Raw genomic sequence first — 15,658 nt, forward strand, 5'->3', positions numbered from 1 at the left:
AGTTAAATTAAGCCTCTCTCCCACCATCTCCACTAGAGAGGGAGCTGAGAATAATATTTAATAATTTTTAAAATGTTTCAATAATTATTTGAAAGCTATTCCCCTATTATGGGGGGCTAGGGACTTACAACTTCTTATCACACTTATCTCCCAACACTCCCTTTACATCATATACAACAGCATTTTCTCCTTTTAAAGGGTCGAAATCTAATTCAAGAAATTCATTATGCGCTACTGCCAATACAATTGCTTCGTATTTACCTGAAGGTAAATTTTTTACCGTATCCAGATTATATTCATACTTCACTTCATCGGGATCAGCTAATGGATCGTAAACTGTTACTTCCACTCCATACTCCCTCAAGTTTTTTATAACATCAATTACCTTAGTATTTCTAACATCCGGACAGTTCTCTTTAAAAGTAACCCCTAGAACAAGAACTTTTGAACCTTTTACTTTCTGGTCGTTCTGAAGCATCAGTTTCACAACTTCTCCTGCCACATATTGCCCCATAGAGTCATTCATCCTTCTCCCCGCCAGAATTATTTCTGGATGATAACCTATCTCTTGAGCTTTTTGAGCAAGATAATAAGGATCCACACCAATACAATGCCCTCCAACTAAACCTGGCTTAAAAGGCAGAAAATTCCATTTTGTACCTGCCGCTTCCAACACATCCTGAGTATCAATACCCATCAAGTTGAATATTTTAGCCAACTCATTTACAAAGGCTATATTAATATCCCTCTGAGAGTTCTCTATAACTTTTGCTGCTTCAGCAACCTTAATAGTTGGAGCTAGATGCGTTCCTGCAGTAATTACTGACGCATACAAGTCATTTACCCTTTTTCCAACTTCAGGTGTAGATCCTGCCGTTACTTTAAGGATCTTATCCACGGTGTGCTCCTTATCTCCCGGATTAATACGCTCTGGAGAATACCCTACAAAGAAATCTTCATTATATTTCAGCCCGCTATGTTTCTCCAGAACAGGTACGCATTCATCCTCTGTAACCCCGGGATACACAGTAGATTCATATATTACTATATCTCCTTTCTTCAAGACCTTCCCTACAGTTTCACTACTCTTATAAAGAGGAGTAAGATCTGGGCGGTTATTCTTGTCTACGGGGGTGGGTACAGTAATTATATAATAATTACAATCTAAAAGCTCATCTAAATTTGCAGTACAGTAAAGACCTTTTGCTCCTGAACGCTCCTGCTTCAGTACCGACTGGAGCACATCATTCTCTACCTCTAAAGTAGCATCCACGCCAGTCAATAATTCGTTTACTCTTTTTTGATTAATATCAAATCCAATAACAGGAAATTTCTCGGCAAAGAGCCGGGCCAAAGGAAGACCCACATATCCCAGACCAATCACGGCAATATTTGTATTGTTGTTCATTTGTTAAAAATTATAATTTATAAAGAAGATTATCTTAAGTTATTCCAATACCATTCCACAGCTTCTTTTAAGCCAGACCTAATATCGTATTGCGGATTATAACCTAAAAGATCTTTTGCTTTTTCTACTGAAGCTAAAGAATGAGGAATATCACCGGGGCGATTTGGCCCATGCTTTACCTCCACATTTATGATTTCAGGATCATAGTTAGAAAGAAACTCCTTTAAATATTGCGTGAGCTCTACTAAATTAGTGCGATCACCAACAGCCGTGTTGTAGACTTCGTTCACGGCCTTTTTATCTTCTACTGTCAATGCCAGTAAATTCATTTGAACAACATTATCAATATAGGTGAAATCTCTTGAATAAGTTCCATCCCCATTAATCACCGGACTTTCATGCTCCATAAATTGCATTACAAATTTCGGAATGACAGCTGCATACGCCCCATTAGGATCCTGTTTCCTACCGAAAACATTGAAATAACGAAGTCCTATGGTATCCAAACCGTAAGCATCCTGAAAAATGTCTGCATAAAGCTCGTTCACGTATTTTGTAATGGCATAAGGAGAAAGGGGTTTCCCTATTTTATCTTCCACTTTAGGGAGGTTTTCAGAATCGCCATAAGTCGAAGAACTGGCGGCATAAACAAACCTTTTCACATCAGCATCTCTTGCTGCTACCAACATATTTAAAAAACCCGTTACGTTAACTTCGTTACTGGTGACAGGATCTCTTAAGGAACGTGGAACTGATCCTAATGCTGCTTCATGCAAAACAAAATCCATACTTTCACATGCTTTTTGACAAGTAGAAGCATCGCGAATATCTCCCTCTATTAAAGTAAAATTGGGATTTTTTATTAAAGCATTTAAATTATGTTTATGCCCGGTGGAGAAGTTATCAAGACATGTAACTTTTGCCTCTAATTCCAGCAATCGTTCACATAGGTTAGAGCCTATAAAACCGGCTCCCCCAGTAACTAATATTTTTGCAGATTGTAATTTAGTAAATTGCTCTTCCTCCATTTAGTAATTATCTTTTTTAGATTTTGAAACAGCAAATATAGGACTTCCTTTATAAGCTAAAGTCTTAAGTGTCTTAAAGAAATGTGAAATGTTAAAATTGTGGATTATTTCGTACCCAAATCTCTAAAAGAAATTAAATAATGAATTGGAAAAATTAATAAAATTGCAGTAAAGAGCAAATGTCAATCGAATTATTCCTGTTCCTTTATCCATTCAGCCAATTGTCTTGAAACCGCAGCCCCCGAAGTTTTGTACAAATGGTATCCATCAGTATATCTAAATTTATCCTTCTCATCCTCGAGGATTTAATAGAAGATATTAATTAAAAAAGAGTAGATTCCAGATGAATCAGCTCCGTATTGATAACTTTGTGCGTGTTCTTTTCAGGCTTAAGCATGCCATTCATACGCTTAATGAGCATCTCCATTGCATTTTTTCCTACTTCCTCAGGAAATTGCTCGATATAACTTATGGACGGCGTAAGATATTGCGCTACATCTTTATTTAAAAAACCTATCATTTTGAGATCTTTCGGTATCTCAACCTCATTTTCATAAGCCATCCTGTACACAAGCATTGCACTAACAAAATCTGTACAAAGCATAGCTTCTACTTTTTTATTTACCAGAAGATCTTTAATACCATCTACAAGTACCTGATGCCTTGAAGATGCAGTAACTAACTGTTCCATACCTTCAGAAAGTGCTTTCTGGTATCCTTTTATTCTCAACTTACCCACACCCAGATGATGAATCGCTGAAGCCAGGCCAATCTTTTTTATTCCCTTAGAAATAAGTAAGCGTGTAGCATCTTCAAAACTTTTCTCATCATCAATACCTACTTTATCCACAGGAATATCTATGTTGGTACGGTCGTATAGTACAACCGGAATTTCATATTCCAGTATATTAAAAATATGGTCATAATTTCTTGCCCGGTGAGTAGCTTCCGAAATTGCAATTAACACCCCATCCACAAAACCGGATGTAAGCATATCAGCAATCTGCTTTTCCCGTTCAAAAGATTCGTTGGAAATATATGTAATTACCTGCAGCCCTTCTTTCTGTGCTTTTGCTTCTATACCTGACAATACCTGCGCAAAATAAGTATTTGAAATATTCGGAATAACGACTCCAATCGTACCACTTTTACTACTCTTTAAATTTACAGCTACAGGATTGGGCCGATATTTATGCAGAGCAGCCAATTCTTTCACCCTCTCCACAGTCTTAGGGCTAATTTCGGAACTGTCATTAAGTGCTTTAGATACTGTTGAAATGGAAACGTTTAAAAGTTTTGCCAGTTCTTTAAGGGTGATTTTATTTTTCATAAATTAAAGAGACCAAGAATAATTCAACAAATTTAAGATATTTGGTTATATTTTTCAGGATTTGGCAGAGGTAAATAAATTACAGCGTTACAAATGCAAATTATCCACCTTTCCTTTTCCGAAATATTTTAAAACATCCTTATTAAACTGAAAAATTTGAGATTGATTAAATTAGAAACTGCAAATGTCTTCCGAAAAAAATAACTTCATGAGATTTTTTAATTCTTACTGGTTTTATATTATAGCTGCCATCATCACAATTGTAGGACTTATTACCGGATGGTATTTTTTTATTTTTCTGGTTATCCCATTCGGCTTCTTTCGCTCCGGAAAAAAAGATGAGTAAATTTAATCTATTTTCCAAAAATGTGCTGGATACTACACCCGTTAAACTTATCCTAAAGCCTCCGAACAATTTGCAAATATGGGGCTTGAGCAGTACTTTGAAACTACAATCAATCAAACAAAAAAAATGAAAGATTACGGAACATTATCCCAGGCACTAAATAAGTTGAAACTGGAAGAAGGATATGAATTTGATTTTAATCTTATGGATGAAAAAATACAAATTGAATCCCTAAAGGAATCATACGGAGTAGAGGATTTTGATGTAGACAAAGTTTTAAGATTTGAAGGGATGAGCAATCCCGATGATAATGCTATTCTTTATGCTATTACAACTAAAAATGGCAAAAAAGGGGTTCTTGTTGATGGCTATGGAATTTCAGGCGGCCAGATGTCCAAGGAAATGTTAAAGAAATTAGATCTCAAGGAAAATCGTCCTCTAAACTAGCTTAGTTAAACTTCTATTAATTCAGAAACTAAGGTTGCACACGGAGGATCATTATCATATTTTTGTATGTAATTTGTAAAAAACAATCAATAAAAACTATGAGCTACTTAGGTTTAGATAATACAAAAACAGAAAAAACTGTAAAAGAATTAAACACACTTTTAGCCGATTATCATTTATATTACCAGAAACTTAGAAATTTTCACTGGAATGTAATTGGTAAAAACTTTTTTGATCTTCATGAGAAATTTGAAGAGTTATACGACGAGGCGAAGTTAAAGGTGGACGAGATCGCAGAACGAATTCTCACGCTCCGTCATCAGCCAACCAGTAATTTAAGCGACTATCTTAAAATGTCCAATATTGAAGAATCAGGTAGTAAAATATCAGATTCTGAAATGATTGAAATACTTCTGAAGGATCATCGTGTTCTGCTCAACCAGATGCGAAAGGTGATAGAAGTTGCCGAAGCAGGAGGAGATGAAGGAACTATAGATTTAATTGGAGCTTATATTAGAGAACTGGAAAAGACCAGTTGGATGTTAGATGCCTGGAAAATGAAAACCAGTGATAACCATAAACAAATTTAATTTTAAAAATACATATTACTAAATGTTGGAAAACTTTAGTTTCAGAAATTCCATAGATAAAATTGGAACAAAATTGGGCGAATGGCTGGATAGTATAATCCTAAATTTGCCCAATTTTATTATGGCCGTACTGGTCTTTATTGTTTTTATTTTTATCGCCAAGTATGTTGGTAATTTGATCAATAAACTTCTTAAGGGAAAAGTAAAACAAGCTTCCATAAGAGAAATGTCCGTAAAAGTACTGAAGGTTATCATTGTACTTATCGGTTTTTTTATAGCTCTGGGGCTTCTTAATTTAGACACTGTATTAACTTCTGTACTTGCGGGTGCCGGTGTAGTAGGTTTAGCTATAGGTCTGGCCCTCCAGGGAACCTTAACCAACACATTTTCAGGACTGATACTGAGTTTTCTTCCGGAGCTACAAATTGGTGACTGGATTGAAACAAATGGCTTTGCCGGTGCAGTGACAGAGATTAATCTTCGAAATATCGTTATCAAGCAATCAGATAATAATTATGTTGTAATTCCAAATGGAAAAATAATCGAGGAACCATTTAAGAACTACACAAGAACCATGCGTTCCAGGGTGATGCTCAATTGCGGCGTTGGTTATAGTTCCGATCTTGAATTTGTTCAAAAGCTTACCACAGAAACTATAGCGAAAGCTTTCCCGCCGCGTACTAATGAAGAAGTTGAATTTATGTATGAAGAATTTGGTGACAGTTCTATAAATTTTGTTGTCCGATTCTGGACAGATGTCTCCAAAAACAGGGATATTCTTTTAGCAAAGAATATAGCAATTATTGAAATTAAAAAAGCTTTTGATAAAAATGGAATTAATATCCCATTCCCTATCAGAACGATCGATTTCACTAATAATCTTTCCATTGAAAAAACAAATAACCTAGAAGAAAAAGCTACAGAGTAAGGTAAAGGTTATTGAAGCAATACTTTCATGCAATTATTAAAAATCAACTATTTGGGATTACGGAAATTTACAGGTTGATAATTGCTGTTTCTTGGCTTGTTTTTCTTGCTACTTTATCTCAGCTTTCAGATATTTCTCTACAAATAAAGTAGAGTATGATTTGAAAATTTAAATGAAGAAGTAGTAAATATGTGATCTAATAGTGCCGTTTTTCCCTCAACTTAAAGGATATAAATCTTTTATTACCGGGTTATTTAGAAAATAATGGAATATTAATCCAGTCTATTTTATGGCGGCAAGCTGAAAATTGCCAATTTTCGACCTCTACTTTTTTGCTTTAACCGGAAGTAAAACCGCTCCTTCTGAAATAACTTATTCCTTTCTAACAGCTGAGTTTACCTTCTTTTTCTTATTTTTTCTGCCCCACCAGATCATAAAACCGCTAATCGGAAGGCCGGCAACAAACAAGCTGCCAAAGAAGGCAATTATCTTACCTGTAAGACCAAAATATTGACCAGTGTGTAGTCCGTAATTCATTTCCTGGAGCTTTAAACCGGCACTTTTATCAATGTACAGATGTTTTTCCAGGAGTTCACCTGTTTCAGGGTGAAAATAGAAGTTGGATTGGTGATCATAATCTAAAGTTTCGGGATAGGAACCTGTGAGAATGGGCGAATCAGTACCCTGTTCCCATACAAAATGCATTCCGGCACCGGGAAGGAGCTCAAATGTCTTCTCCATGGCAACATCTATTGCAGGAATTGAAGTATTTGCCTGTAGGTCGGTATTAATTACCGGCGGTGTCGTTTCTTCTGGATATTCCTTTCCAAAATTGCCAATTACGTAGAAGCTTTCATGCATCCATTCATATGAAAAGCTAAGCCCGGTTATAGCAATTATTAATGCAAGCAGAGAAATATATAACCCGGTAACGTTGTGCCAGTCATAATTCACCCTTCGCCATTTAGCATCAAATTTTATTTTTAGCCGGCTTTTTAAATTCTTTCTTTTTTTCGGCCACCAAAGTATAATTCCGCTTATAAGCATTACAATAAAAACAATGGTAGAAATTCCCACCACCTGCCTACCTATTTCCTCAGGCAAAAGGAGGTACATATGCAGGTTTTCTATAATGGCGAAAAATTCATCTTCAATTTTCTGACTGTGAATAAGTTCTGCGGAATACGGATTAAAGTATATATTGTACCCGGCATCTTCAATAAGGCTATACACAAAGGCAGGTCTTTCCCTTCCCTGGTAGACCACCATTCCCGGCTCCGAATCCGGGTAGCGTAGTTCCACCTTCTGCTGAAGGATAGAGGGCGCCACAAACTCTTTTTCCTGAACAGCTACCTTTCTCCAGGGCTGCGTAAGGTCTTTAAGTTCATCATGAAAAACATAAATGCACCCGGTAATTGCAACGATAAAAACAATAATCCCGGAAGCGAGTCCCAGCCATAGATGGATTTTTCCAATCCATTTCCTGAAGGTAGTATGTTTTTTCCGCTTCGGCATTTATGCTGTTTTATTATTCGTTAAATTTAAACTATTGAAGGTTTTTCTGATGTGATCCAATGGTCCGGTTGTGTACTTAAAAACCGTCCGGATTTCTCCGGACGGCCATAACTAATTAACTAACTAACTCAACTAAAATTTATAGGTAAAGCTGGCTGCAAAATTTCTTGGCGTCTGCGGGTTTATTGTAGACCACCCGTTGTAATATTCTTCATCTGTAAGGTTATTAAGCTTCAGATTAATTGCAAATTTCTCTACACTGTAGAATAAAGAAGCATTAAAAACGGTGTAGGAAGGAAGAGTAAACACTCCTCCCAGCTGCCGGTTAAAAATCATATTTTCGCTGGCATAGTTTCCACCAAAACCAATTCCGAAACCATCAAGATTCCCATACTGAAACCTGTAACTTGCCCAAAAATTCGCCTGATTTTCTGGACCTGCAGATTCCGGCCTTCTTCCGAGGAAATCGTCACTTGCAGTAGACTCTGTCACTTCGCTGTCGTTATAGCTGTAACCGGCAATAAGATTTAGACCATCAAAAGGTGCAGCAGTTACACTGGCTTCAAATCCGCGGCTGTATTGCTGCCCACCCTGCAAATCTGTCGAGAAAGGATTTTCAGCAGAAATGGCAACGATATTACCAACCTCTATGTCGTAGTAACTAAAAGTTGCTGCCACCCTGTTATTTAGTAAGTTTAATTTGGTACCAACTTCAAATTGCCTGGCTGTTTCAGGATCGAAAATGATCGTTCTGCTCTCTCCACTTGCCCTGTCCACTACTTCTTGTGGCGCCACATTACTAAATCCATCCATATAATTGGCAAATATCGACACCTTGTCCAACACCGGCTGATAGACTACTCCAAATTTTGGCGAAAGTGCCGTCTGGCTGTTGCTTTCATTCTCAAACTGATCAATTCTTAAACTGGCCATGGCAGAAAGTTGCGGGGTGAAGTTAAAAACATCAGAAATATAAGCGCTGTAAACATCTTCTTTGGTGATCGTGCTGTTCCTGTTTACACCTGCCAAAAGATCGTTTGTCGCCGCTGCAGAAAGAATTCCGCTGTCGTTATCTGTAATGTAAGCTTCAGGATCATAAATTCCGAAGACGCTTTCATTAACATTCTGAAGGCTGGCGTCACCTATATATACTTTCCCGTTGGCAACGTAACCAGAGCCGTTGTCAATCACTTTTCTATTAAAATAATCCAGTCCCACCACCATACGATTCCTAAAATCGCCAATTTTGAAATCGCCAATAAAATTTTGCTGAAGATCTGTAGTTAATGTAGTAGAATTCTGGTCGTTAAGATAACGTGTAAAGACTACTCCTTCATCGAGATTTGTCACTTCGCCGGGAACTTCCTCCAGTCCCTGCTCATACTGTGTGGTTTCATATAAATAGGAATAATGCCCCATTGCTTTCGCTGAACCTCTGGAAACAGCTGTTTGAGAAGTCCAGGAATCGGAAAGTTTATAATTCATCTGCCCCTGCAGGCTGAAATTTGGATTTTTAAGGGTAAGGTCGTTACTGGTGTAAGAACGTTCAGGATCATATCCCAGTTCTTCAATATTTGTCACTCTTAGCGGCGCACCACGATCTACAAATAACATCGTTGGATTGGTGCTTTCACCTTGATAAAATTCCGTATTAATTAGAAAAGAAAGCCTGTCGTTTACTTTATAGCTAAGGGACGGTGCCACAAAAAGCGATTTCTGAAAACCGGCATCCTGAAAACTGTTCTGAGTATGATATGCTGTATTTACACGTAAAGCGACATCGCCCGTTTCATCAAGCGGAGTATTAACATCTGCAGTGATTCGGTTCAGACCGAAGCTGCCCATTGTGTAGGAAATATTTCCGCCAAAGTAATTGTATGGCCTTTTTGTGACGATATTAATAAGTCCGCCATAAGAAATAAGGCTGCTGCCATAGAGTGTTCCTGAAGGTCCCTTGGCAATTTCTATTCTCTCAATATTTGCAGGATCTGGACTGCCATTGGTAATACCGGGAAGTCCGTTTGTAAGTGTTGGCTGCACCGCAAAACCTCTTATGGCAAAGTAACCTGCACCGTCATTTCCCCTTCCGGTAGATTCCCAAAGTTTTGAAATTCCGGGAGCATTTTTAATTGCATCGTCAAAGCTGGTAACTACTTGTTCCTGCATTAATTCGGCAGTAATGGTATTATAGACCTGCGGATTCTCAATATCTCTTAGCGGAAGTTTAGCGACATAGTCGCTTTTTGTGCGTGTAAATTCATTTACATTTCCATTTGCTCTTAACACAACTTCCCCAAGTTGCTCTTCTTTACTTCTAAAAATAATACTTGACACGGTAGTAGTTTGGTTTGCCTGAACAGAAACCGCTAATTCTTTGGTTTGATAACCAACATAAGAAATTCTAAGTGTAAAATTTCCTGAAGGAACTCCTCTAAGCTCAAAGTTTCCGTTGCGGTTGGATTGTGTCCCAATGCTGGTTCCTTTTATATCTATATTGGCATCTGAAACAGGATTGCCGCTGTTATTGATAATATTTCCCTGTATGCTTCCCGTAGATTGTGCAAAACTAAACTGGAATATCACCAGGAAAATGCTCAACAGAATGATTTTTTGATTCATGATTGTAGTAGTGTTTTTATTTAGACTTGTTTTAAATAATGAAGCAAATGTAGAATGAAGAAGCGAGAAATAAAAGCTTAATTAGACTTAATACAAATAAAAATTTTAGGCTTTTGTAAAAGCTTCAGGAAATCAGCATGTTCCGGGATGGTCCTTAATTCTATCTATTGTAAATAATTATAATACTACATATAAATTTGATCCAGAATTAACACCAGTGGACTTCCATTAGTTATCTTTGCGTCTTTAATTTTTGATATGATAAAACTGATTGTGACAGACATGGATGGGACTTTGCTTAACGACCAGCATGAGCTGCATCCCGATTTTTGGAAAATGGAACAAGCTCTTACAGAAAAAGGGATCATCTTTTCTGTGGCAAGTGGCCGGCAATTCTATAATCTTGAATCAAAATTTGAAAGAATTAAAGACAGGATGTTGTTCTTTGCTGAAAACGGAACCCATGTAGTGCGTAATGGTGAAGAAATCTACGTCAATCAGTTAAATCGCGAAGCTGCTAAAAATTTTATTGAAATTGGGCGTAAAATTGAAGGTGCACAGCTTGTTCTCTGCGGAAAAACTTCAGCCTATGTGGAATGTGATGATGAAGAATTTATAAATGAAATTCAGCAATATTATAAGCGTTTAAAACTTGTAGAAAACCTGGATGACGTTGAAGATACGATTTTGAAGGTTACCATTTGCGACTTCAAAGGAGTTGAAGAGCATACTTTCCCGCATTTTAAAAAGTTTCAGGGAGATTATAAAGTTGCAGTTGCCGCAAGGATATTTCTGGACATCACCTCGGCGACGGCCAATAAAGGAAATGCCATAAAAAGAGTGCAAAAAGAGCTAAATATTTCTCCTGAAGAAACACTCGTGTTTGGAGATTACCTCAACGACCTGGAAATGATGGAAAACGCGAAATACAGCTATGCAATGAAAAATGCACATTCTGATATAATTAGCGCCAGCAAATTTATCACCAGCTTCGATAATAACGACAACGGAGTACTAAAAACTATTGAAGAACTGGGGCTGCTTAGTGAAGAAGAAGTAAAGACAGGTTCTTAAAATGACAATTATTGACCTGCAGTAAGTAAACTTACCACTTTGGGCAGCGTGATTGTTTTTCTTGAAAACCGAGAATAACTTCTGGGCTTAATTTATGATTATATTGGTTTTATCCACGCCTGTATTTCCGGTTGCAGGATCAAATGCATAAACCGTAATGCCATAAAGCCCGGCTTCCAGATTGGTGTTAACAGAAAAGGTACTTGGCTTCTCCCCTACCTTCATATCAAGCTCTTTCACCTGCTCACCATCGCTACTTATTAATGCTTTTACTTCGTATTGACTTGCATCCCAAATACCACCTTCGGTAACAGGGCATCCACACATCAGGACGATATTTGCCATTATTTGTACCTCATTAGTTTCGGGAATTCTTTCGTGCGTTTGGGGAGACAGAATATCAACCACAAAGCCGGGAACCTCCAGAACAATCCCGTCACCGCTTATGTCCTTACCGGGAATTAACCAAAGCTGCGTACTGGAAACAACCGTTGCCTGTTTTTTGTTGATGGGTGCATGTGCTTCTACTGTTACAAAAACCGGCTCTTCCAGGTCGATATTTGCCAAAAAACCAGCTGTACCTTCTTCAGATAAATCCTGATTACGTTTCCAGGGATTATTCATTATTTTTTCGGTATTTCCTGTACTGCCTGTCGTAAGACCTTCAACAAGAATTTCTCCGGTTTCAGCATTTTTAATGTAGATTTTAGCTCCCCCAATAGAGCTGCCAATAAATTTGGCGTCTTTTGCTTTAGCTCTTACCATCACCGAGGTTTGCTGTGCATTTAAGCCGGTATAAACAAAAATAAATAGGAGAAAAAAGAATCTTACTGAAGTAATTTTCATGACATTTTAAATTTGGTAATTTCTCTAATATAAGAATTTCATATTGAAGAATTTTCAGCTAGTATATTCTCCTCCTCTCCGGCTTCTTCCTCTCGGAAATTACGCGGATCTTTTTTATATTCGGAAACATAGCTTTTAAGCGTCTGCAACTCCTCTTCATTGAGATCGTTTGTTCCCATATCACGGGACAAAGCCAGCCACGGCACAGGACCATCATAATTATATTCTCCAAAAACCATAAATGGTGTCCCGTTCTGTACGATAACGTCGTCTTCTAACTCCCACATGCTCGCCCAATCATAAATAAATTTGGAATCTTCCATATAAAGCCTCACACAGGCGTGGCTGGCGGGGAAGCCAGGCAAATTATATTGATGGACACCAACACCTTCAAAATTCATGAAATTGAAATAATACGGCAGGATCCAGTCACTGTTCACAGTACTCACTTTTCGTTTTGCCTTGTAATTTCCATAGTGCAGACCATTAGGAGTGGGCGTGGTTTGCTTACCGGAACTTACCGGCCCCCATTTCAAGAGCCTACCGTTTTCATAAAGTGCAAAACCCTGAATCCTTTGAGCGATAAGCACCGCTTTTGGAATAGAATCTAAAATCTGCAATTCCTTCGGAAATGGACTATAAAGATTAATATCTTCAGAAATAGTATCTGGAATAATTATCGGAATATTAGGTTGTACCCGATATTCTTCGATCCTGTTTAGGGCATAAATTGTCTTTCTCTGACTTTCACTATACCTTGAAGACAAACTGTCAACATCTGCCTTAGTTGTTAAAGAATCAATACTGTATTTTACCTGCAAACGTTTAACCTCCGGCTCTTCCTCTTTTGTTTGCTTATTCTCCGGAAGCGTATCTAAGGAAGATTCTAAAGACTCCGGCGGATTCGAAAATTCTTTTTCTGAAGTATCTTCAGTACAGGATATTAGCAGCAGGCCAAAACCCAGGGCTAAGAAAAACAGCATATTAATTTTTATAGATGTAGCTTTTTTCAAAATTGATGTAGTTTTTTTCAAATTTTTCTAGGTTTGAGCTATTGATATTCAATAACTGTGCTAAATTACTTTCAGAGCTCTTTATGAACTGCCAAGAATTAGTTAAATCGCCCGGGTTTCCTGAAAATTTTTTAACTTACTGGAATAAAATCAGAAGCTCATGAATAATCGTCGCGACTTTATCAAAAAATCAGGACTTTTCCTGGCTGCCTCTACCTTGCCTTTCCCGTATCTTTTTTCAGCTAAACCTGCCAGGAAACTGGGTGTTGCTCTAGTAGGATTGGGATATTACAGCACAGATTTATTAGCACCTGCACTCCAGTTGACAGATCATTGTGAATTACGGGGAATCGTAACCGGCAGCCCTGAAAAAATTCCGCAGTGGCAAAGTAAATATGGAATTAAAGATGCCAATGTCTACAATTACGAAAACATGGAGAGCATCGCCAATAATGATGATATTGATGTTATCTACATTGTTTTACCGAATTCCATGCACGCAGAATATGTAGTAAAAGCGGCTAATGCAGGAAAACATGTATGGTGTGAAAAGCCAATGGCGACAACTGCAAAAGAATGCCGGCAGATGATTGAGGCTTGCAATAAAAATAATGTAAAGCTCTCTATTGGATACCGTATGCAGCACGAGGCAAACACCCAAACGATTATGAAATGGGCAAAAACCAAACCTTTTGGTGAAATTGAGAATCTAAAGGCCGAAGCAGGTTTTTACAGTGATAATATAACTCCCTGGAAACTGGATAAAGAATTGGGCGGCGGTGCAATGTATGATATGGGCGTGTATTCTTTAAACGGTGCAAGATATGCTTCAGGAATGGAGCCCATTGCTGTTAGTGCCACACATACTACCAACCGGCCACAGATGTTTAATGAAGTAGACGAAACGACAATTTTCGACCTTGAATTTCCGAATGGAGCTACGGCTGCATGCCGTACAAGTTTTGGAGAAAGCATGAATATTCTGGACATAGATTGTAGTAAAGGAGGTTATTATCTTAAGCCCTTCCAATCTTACTCCGGCGTAAAAGGAAAAGCTAGTGATGGAACCGTTTTAGAACCTTTTGGTAAAAACCAACAGGCGGTTCAAATGGATGATGACGCATTGGCTATTATAAATAATAAACCGGTAATGGTTCCCGGGGAAGAAGGCTTAAAAGATATTATAATCGTAGAGAAAATATTTGAATCTGCCGCTAACGGCGGAAAAAGGTTAAGCTTACAATAAGGAGTTATTGCTACCTTATGAATAAGCAAATAAGTTTTTTCGAACAGTTAAATTATTTTTTCCTTGCGATAAGCCTGCTTTTAGGTGTAAATTTTACTGCCGCACAAGAGCATAAATTGCCAAAAGATTTTATTTACGTGCACAAAGTTGTTCCGGATATTGCACTCGAGATACGTTACTGTGGTGCTAACAATTTTATGGGCAAACCAGTAGATGCCTACTGGAAATCTGTTGCAATTTTGACCAAACCTGCAGCACAAGCATTAATTCAGGTTCAGCAGGAGCTGAAAAGTAAGGGTTACCGACTAAAAATCTTTGATGCTTACCGACCGCAGTCTGCAGTCAATCAATTTGTGAAATGGGCAAAAGATGAAGCGGACACCATTAACAAAAACAATTTTTATCCTGAAATAGACAAGAAAAACCTGTTCGCTCTTGGTTATATCGCTTCCAGGTCTGGTCATTCCCGCGGAAGCACCGTAGATCTCACTATTATTGATGCCGAAACCGGGCAAGAGCTGGATATGGGTAGCCCTTATGATTTCTTCGGAAGCATATCCAGCCATAATTCAACAGAAATTTCTAAAGAGCAAAAAGAGAATCGCCTGATGTTGAAACACCTGATGATGAAAAATGGCTTTAGACCTTATCCTGAAGAATGGTGGCATTATACTCTAAGAAATGAACCATATCCGGACACCTACTTTGACTTTCCTGTTGAATAAGATTTTATAGGTTTACTACTCCAGTTTTTCTGCTAACGATGCAAGATTTTGCATTTTTGCATGATTATATGCAGTTTTTCCGTGGCTGTCTTTCAAAGATTTATCTGCGCCATTTTGCAAAAGCAGCTCTGCCATTTTCTCCTGATTAAAAGTTGCCGCAAAAATAAGGGCGGTAGCTCCATTATTATTCTGGATATTAACGTCTGCACCTTTCTGAATAAGAAGATTGGCGATTTGGATGTGACCTTTAAAGCAAACCCCCATAAGCGCAGTATTTCCGGCAGCATCAAGTGCGTTTACATCTGCGCCCGAATCTAAAAGAAGTTCTGTGATTTCATACTGCTCGTTATAGCTGGCTAAGACAAGAGGTGAAAATCCTTTAGAGTCCTTTTCTTCCAGTAAAGCCGGATTTTCGGCAACCATGTTTTTCACTTCTTCTTTGTTTCCTGAACGGATACTGTCATAAAAATTCATATACATATAGATTAGTTAAGAGGTTTCCATAAAATGGCAATTATCGTCTTAGCATCCATACTTCAGATA

General features: G+C 37.9%; 14 protein-coding genes. 6 read left to right on the forward strand and 8 right to left on the reverse strand.

Annotation, left to right across the window (positions count from 1 at the left end; genetic code table 11):
* Positions 1–124: 124 nt before the first annotated feature.
* From RM541_RS09455 to RM541_RS09465, 3 genes are all read right to left on the reverse strand, one after another.
* Positions 125–1,408 carry a nucleotide sugar dehydrogenase gene (locus tag RM541_RS09455; RefSeq protein WP_311499918.1) on the reverse strand — a complete coding sequence of 428 codons (1,284 nt, stop codon included), beginning with the start codon at positions 1,406–1,408 and terminating at the stop codon, positions 125–127.
* Between the two features lie 29 nt (positions 1,409–1,437).
* Entirely contained in the window at positions 1,438–2,436 is a 999-nt protein-coding gene (locus RM541_RS09460) for an SDR family oxidoreductase (protein WP_311499919.1), read from the reverse strand.
* Positions 2,437–2,758: 322 nt separating this feature from the next.
* The gene (locus tag RM541_RS09465) at positions 2,759–3,766 is read right to left on the reverse strand and encodes a LacI family DNA-binding transcriptional regulator (protein WP_311499920.1); all 1,008 of its coding nucleotides are present in this window, start codon (positions 3,764–3,766) and stop codon (positions 2,759–2,761) included.
* 472 nt (positions 3,767–4,238) lie between these two features.
* On the opposite strand from RM541_RS09465, the gene RM541_RS09470 reads away from it, so the two are divergent.
* From RM541_RS09470 to RM541_RS09480, 3 genes are all read left to right on the forward strand, one after another.
* Positions 4,239–4,559: a phosphoribosylpyrophosphate synthetase gene (locus RM541_RS09470; RefSeq protein ID WP_311499921.1), complete on the forward strand. Its 321-nt coding sequence runs from the start codon at positions 4,239–4,241 to the stop codon at positions 4,557–4,559.
* Positions 4,560–4,657: 98 nt separating this feature from the next.
* Complete coding sequence (locus tag RM541_RS09475) at positions 4,658–5,149, forward strand: Dps family protein (protein ID WP_311499922.1); 492 nt, start codon at positions 4,658–4,660, stop codon at positions 5,147–5,149.
* 22 nt (positions 5,150–5,171) lie between these two features.
* Positions 5,172–6,077, forward strand: a complete 906-nt coding sequence (locus RM541_RS09480; RefSeq protein WP_311499923.1) for a mechanosensitive ion channel family protein — start codon at positions 5,172–5,174, stop codon at positions 6,075–6,077.
* A gap of 372 nt (positions 6,078–6,449) precedes the next feature.
* On the opposite strand, the gene RM541_RS09485 is transcribed toward RM541_RS09480, so the two are convergent.
* Positions 6,450–7,592, reverse strand: coding sequence for a PepSY-associated TM helix domain-containing protein (locus RM541_RS09485; RefSeq protein ID WP_311499924.1), 1,143 nt, complete (start codon positions 7,590–7,592; stop codon positions 6,450–6,452).
* Between the two features lie 132 nt (positions 7,593–7,724).
* A complete protein-coding gene (locus RM541_RS09490; RefSeq protein ID WP_311499925.1) occupies positions 7,725–10,211 on the reverse strand; it encodes a TonB-dependent receptor in 2,487 nt (828 codons plus the stop codon).
* Between the two features lie 258 nt (positions 10,212–10,469).
* Between RM541_RS09490 and RM541_RS09495 the strand changes: the two genes are divergently transcribed.
* Positions 10,470–11,285 carry an HAD family hydrolase gene (locus RM541_RS09495; RefSeq protein ID WP_311499926.1) on the forward strand — a complete coding sequence of 272 codons (816 nt, stop codon included), beginning with the start codon at positions 10,470–10,472 and terminating at the stop codon, positions 11,283–11,285.
* Positions 11,286–11,372: 87 nt separating this feature from the next.
* Here the strand turns inward: RM541_RS09495 and RM541_RS09500 are convergent, their stop codons facing one another.
* Positions 11,373–12,131: a hypothetical protein gene (locus RM541_RS09500; protein ID WP_311499927.1), complete on the reverse strand. Its 759-nt coding sequence runs from the start codon at positions 12,129–12,131 to the stop codon at positions 11,373–11,375.
* A 38-nt stretch (positions 12,132–12,169) separates the two neighbouring features.
* Positions 12,170–13,144 (reverse strand): L,D-transpeptidase, encoded by a 975-nt coding sequence (locus RM541_RS09505; protein WP_311499928.1) that lies wholly within the window; start codon positions 13,142–13,144, stop codon positions 12,170–12,172.
* A 160-nt stretch (positions 13,145–13,304) separates the two neighbouring features.
* Between RM541_RS09505 and RM541_RS09510 the strand changes: the two genes are divergently transcribed.
* Positions 13,305–14,390 (forward strand): Gfo/Idh/MocA family protein, encoded by a 1,086-nt coding sequence (locus tag RM541_RS09510; protein WP_311499929.1) that lies wholly within the window; start codon positions 13,305–13,307, stop codon positions 14,388–14,390.
* Positions 14,391–14,407: 17 nt separating this feature from the next.
* Positions 14,408–15,115, forward strand: coding sequence for a M15 family metallopeptidase (locus RM541_RS09515; RefSeq protein ID WP_311499930.1), 708 nt, complete (start codon positions 14,408–14,410; stop codon positions 15,113–15,115).
* A gap of 15 nt (positions 15,116–15,130) precedes the next feature.
* Here the strand turns inward: RM541_RS09515 and RM541_RS09520 are convergent, their stop codons facing one another.
* On the reverse strand, positions 15,131–15,595 hold the full coding sequence (locus RM541_RS09520; RefSeq protein WP_311499931.1) for an ankyrin repeat domain-containing protein: 465 nt from the start codon (positions 15,593–15,595) through the stop codon (positions 15,131–15,133).
* Positions 15,596–15,658: the final 63 nt, after the last annotated feature.

The sequence above is a fragment of the Autumnicola psychrophila genome (assembly GCF_031846645.1).
GTDB lineage: Bacteria > Bacteroidota > Bacteroidia > Flavobacteriales > Flavobacteriaceae > Autumnicola > Autumnicola psychrophila.